Origin of the sequence: Variovorax sp. dw_954 (assembly GCF_018449755.1) — a bacterium.
Lineage (GTDB): Bacteria > Pseudomonadota > Gammaproteobacteria > Burkholderiales > Burkholderiaceae_C > Variovorax.
In genome coordinates, this window is record NZ_JAAVVD010000067.1 from 1 (window position 1) to 3,583 (window position 3,583).

Here is a 3,583-nt window from a genome sequence, read left to right on the forward strand (position 1 = left end):
TGTTGGCGCTGGTGTAAATCCGCGTCTATTCGCTGGCGAGGGCGCGGTTTTCTGCGATCAGTGGCCGAACAACATTCGAGTGATGAAGTGGCGATGGCCCCTACAGGGCCATCGTTGTGTCGAGCCTTGCGGCCGCAAGATCAGAACGGCGCGTCGGGATCGAAGTCCGGCACTGCGCTGTCAGGAACAAGTTGATCGCGCCAGGCCTGCTGGGCCTGCGGCCCGTAGACCGCCCAGACGGCCTCACGTACGGCGTGCAGGCTCTCGAGCACCGCCAGCGCCTGCTCGGGCGACCAGTGGCTCGGCACGGTGAACAAGGGCGACGGTAGGGTCGAACGTCGTGTCATCACGCGGCCTTGCTCGCGCGCGGCGAGGGCTTGCGTGCAGCGCGCTCGGCCTTGCGCGCCGCCTCCCGTTCGTCGGCCTCCTTCTGGCGATAGGATTTGCCATCGATGCGTACGACCTCGGCGCGGTGCATCAGCCGGTCGATCAACGAGACGACACAGGCTGCATTGGGGAACACCTCGCCCCATTCTGCGAACGGTTTGTTCGTGGTGACCACCGTGCTCTTGTGTTGGTAGCGCCGGCTGATCAGTTCGAACAGCAGATCGGCATGGCGGTTCGAGTACGACAGGTAGCCGACCTCATCGATCATGAGCAGGTCGGGGGCGGCGTAGTGGCGAAGCCGCCGGCGCAAGGCCGAGTCGCTGTCCAGCGACGCCAGCTCGCCCAGCAGTTGAGCCGCCGTGATGAACAAGGCCGTACGACCGGCCAGCACCGCCTGGTAGCCGAGGTTGCACGCGCACATCGTCTTGCCCACCCCGTTGGGGCCGACCAGAACAACGTTGCTGGCGTCCTCGAGGAACGCCAGCGTCATCAACTCCTCGAGTACGCCGCGGTCGCAGTGCGTGGGCCACTTCCAGTCGAAGTCGGCCAACGGTTTGAAGGGTCCGATGCGCGCCCCCCGCAGACGCCGCTCCAGACTGCGGCGATGTCGCTCGGCAGCCTCCCAGCCCAGCAGCTGCGCGACCCAGCGGGCCTGCTCGGGTTGAACCATCACCTCGCTCCAGCGCCCGAGCAGGCCATGCAGGCGCAGTTCGCTGGCTTGGCCGCGTAGTCGTTGATCCTGCGCCTGCGCATCGGCCAGTGTCGTCAGATCAGTCATCGTCGCTCTCCGTTCGGTCGTAGGAAGCCAGGTTGTGTGCGCGCACCGGGGCGTCGCGACGCGCGACGTGTTCGGGCAGCACCAGGGCCACCGGCGGCGGCGTTCCGGCCGCCTCGCGCGCTCGCTCCAGCGCCAGGCGGACCGCGTTGGGATGCGGCACGCCGCGCAGCAGTGCCTCGCTGACGGCCGCCTCCAGGGCCCGGGCGCCATAGCGATCAAGCAGGTCCGTCAGCGCCGACGTGGTTGCGTTCAGGCGCTCGCCCCGCTCAACCGCACGCTGCATGAACTCGATACTGGCGGGTGCCGCCTGCGCCAGACGGTCGATGGCGCGGTGGGCCCGGGCGGCGCGCTTGTGCCCGACCAGGGCCTCGATGTGAACGGGCTGCTCGATCTGCTGGCCTCGATCCCAACAGCGCACATGGCGAGCCAGTTCCTGCACGCCGTCCAGGATTCGTACCTGATGATCGTCGGCCAGCACAGTCAGGGCGCGTCGGACATGGGTGTGCGGCACCGAGTAGTCGTTCAGGTCGAAGCGCACATAAGGCGTCTTGCCCGCTGTCACGCCCCGGCGTTCGGCCAGCGCGTACTCGCGCTCGGGCAGTGCCAGCAGACTTGCCCGCTCGGTATGGAAGGCTTCCCGCACGCTCAAGGCGGGGTCCTGTGGCCAGCGTCGATCCGAAGCCGTTGCCTCACACCACATGAGCGCCTGGGCGTTCAAGTCGTCCAGGTCGGTGTACGCGCGCGCGGCGAAGAAGTTGTCGCGAACGTAGCGTATCGCGCGTTCGACCCGCCCCTTCTCATTTCCGCGCGCCACCGCCACCGGACGCGGCTCGTAGCGATAGTGCGCGGCAAACGCCAGCAGCGCAGGGTTGAAGCGGATCGCGTCGCCCCGGCGCTCCAGCACGGCACTCTTCAGATTGTCGTAGAGCACGACCCTGGCACAGCCGCCGAAGGCGGCGAAGGCCTCGGCGTGGCCGCGGGTGAAGGTCGCGCCTGAGGCGTCGAGGAAGAAGCGCAGGAAGATCCGGCGCGAGTAGCTCAGCACCATGACGAAGGCCATCAAGGGGCGGCGTGCGCGGCCGATCTGCAGGTGACCGAAATGTCCCCAGTCGACCTGGGCCTGCTCGCCAGGGAGAGTGCGCAGGCGCAGGTAGGCCTCGGGCACGGGCCGTGGGCGCATGTTGGCCACGTGGTGGCGCAGGTGCGACGCGCTGCCGACGAAGCCGCGCTCGGCCAGCATCTGCAACAGCCGCGCCGAGGTCAGTGTCGGGAACTTGGTCAGCGTCTCCAGCAGGAACGCCCGGTACGGGTCGATGCGGCTCGCGCGAAGTGGCGACGGATGCACGGGCGCGCTGTTGCCGCCAAGCACACGCCGCACCACATCGCGATGAACGTGCAGTTGCCGCGCGATGGTGCCTGCGCGCCACTTCTCAACGTCATGCAGGCGCAGGATCTGCGCGACCAGGTCAGGGGCTATGGTCATGGCGCCATCCGGGCGGGCGCGTCACGACGCGGCTGCCGCGGCGTAGGAAGCCTTGGCGAAGCCAGCCGGTTTGTACGGCGGCGCAGCGCCAGCAGCGGGTCAGGGGCAGCGGCGCTTGCGCGCTGACGGCGGGGGCAAGCGCGATGGAGGCGCTGTCGAGTGTGCATGCCGCCAGTGGAGCAGCGGCCACCCTCGGATGGGAACCCTGGTGCGTCACTTTAAGTGCGACATCGCTGCCGGCGTTTGCCGTGATGTCGGCATCCTCGCCCTGCGTCGCACGCACCGCGGCGCGCTCGCGCCAGCGCCGCGATCGTGCGGCGTGATGGGTGCGCCCGCCACGTGAGCGCTGGTAGCGACGGGCCGCCTCGCGCCGAGCCAGATCGTGCGTCTGGCGCCAGCAGGCGCGGCTGCAATATCGGTTGCCGCGATCGCAGCGGCTGCACAAGACGACCTGAGCGCGGCATCCGGCGCACAGGAACAAACGGGCTGCACAGTCCAACTGCGCCACCAGACTGGGCCGGTAGTGCTGGACGGACTCGTCCCAGCGCGCCACACTGCTGCGGCACCGCCTTCATCGGCACGGTGTAGGGCACGGCACAGTCATCAAGCTTCCCGGCGAGAGAGGGCTGTCGCCGTGCCCACCTCATTCGGCTGGATCGGGTTGTACTCCCGGACTGGCAACAGTGCCAAACAGGCGCGCCCACGCGATGCCGCCAGGCACTTCAACTCACAGCAAGTGATCGCGACGGCTTCGCGGTGGCGATGTCGCTCGGAGCTGCCCGGTCGCCCTGCAGGGCGACCGGGCAATCAATCCTTCATCGAATCGACAGTGCTCGCACTACCTCGAGCCTCGAGCCGCTGCCGCATGGATGTTCAAAACCAAAACCGCGTCCTCGCCATCACATAGTGGCGGTTCCTGACCAGCGTCCACACGC

3 protein-coding genes are annotated in these 3,583 nt (G+C 68.1%); all 3 read right to left on the minus strand.

The window, feature by feature from the left end:
• Positions 1-140: 140 nt before the first annotated feature.
• The 3 genes from HB681_RS37385 to istA are packed head-to-tail and all read right to left on the minus strand — an operon-like array spanning position 141 to position 2,648.
• Positions 141-347 carry a hypothetical protein gene (locus HB681_RS37385; protein ID WP_213959948.1) on the minus strand — a complete coding sequence of 69 codons (207 nt, stop codon included), beginning with the start codon at positions 345-347 and terminating at the stop codon, positions 141-143.
• Entirely contained in the window at positions 347-1,165 is an 819-nt protein-coding gene (gene istB, locus HB681_RS37390; protein WP_213959949.1) for an IS21-like element helper ATPase IstB, read from the minus strand. The genes HB681_RS37385 and istB overlap by 1 nt, the downstream gene beginning before the upstream one ends.
• A complete protein-coding gene (gene istA, locus HB681_RS37395) occupies positions 1,158-2,648 on the minus strand; it encodes an IS21 family transposase (protein ID WP_213959950.1) in 1,491 nt (496 codons plus the stop codon). The genes istB and istA overlap by 8 nt, the downstream gene beginning before the upstream one ends.
• Between the last annotated feature and the right edge of the window lie 935 nt (positions 2,649-3,583).

Bases quoted from the DNA above. Each gene is read 5' to 3' on its own strand.
- istB (WP_213959949.1), bottom strand. From the start codon at position 1,165: ATGACTGATCTGACGACACTGGCCGATGCGCAGGCGCAGGATCAACGA.
- istA (WP_213959950.1), bottom strand. From the start codon at position 2,648: ATGACCATAGCCCCTGACCTGGTCGCGCAGATCCTGCGCCTGCATGAC.
- HB681_RS37385 (WP_213959948.1), bottom strand. From the start codon at position 347: ATGACACGACGTTCGACCCTACCGTCGCCCTTGTTCACCGTGCCGAGC.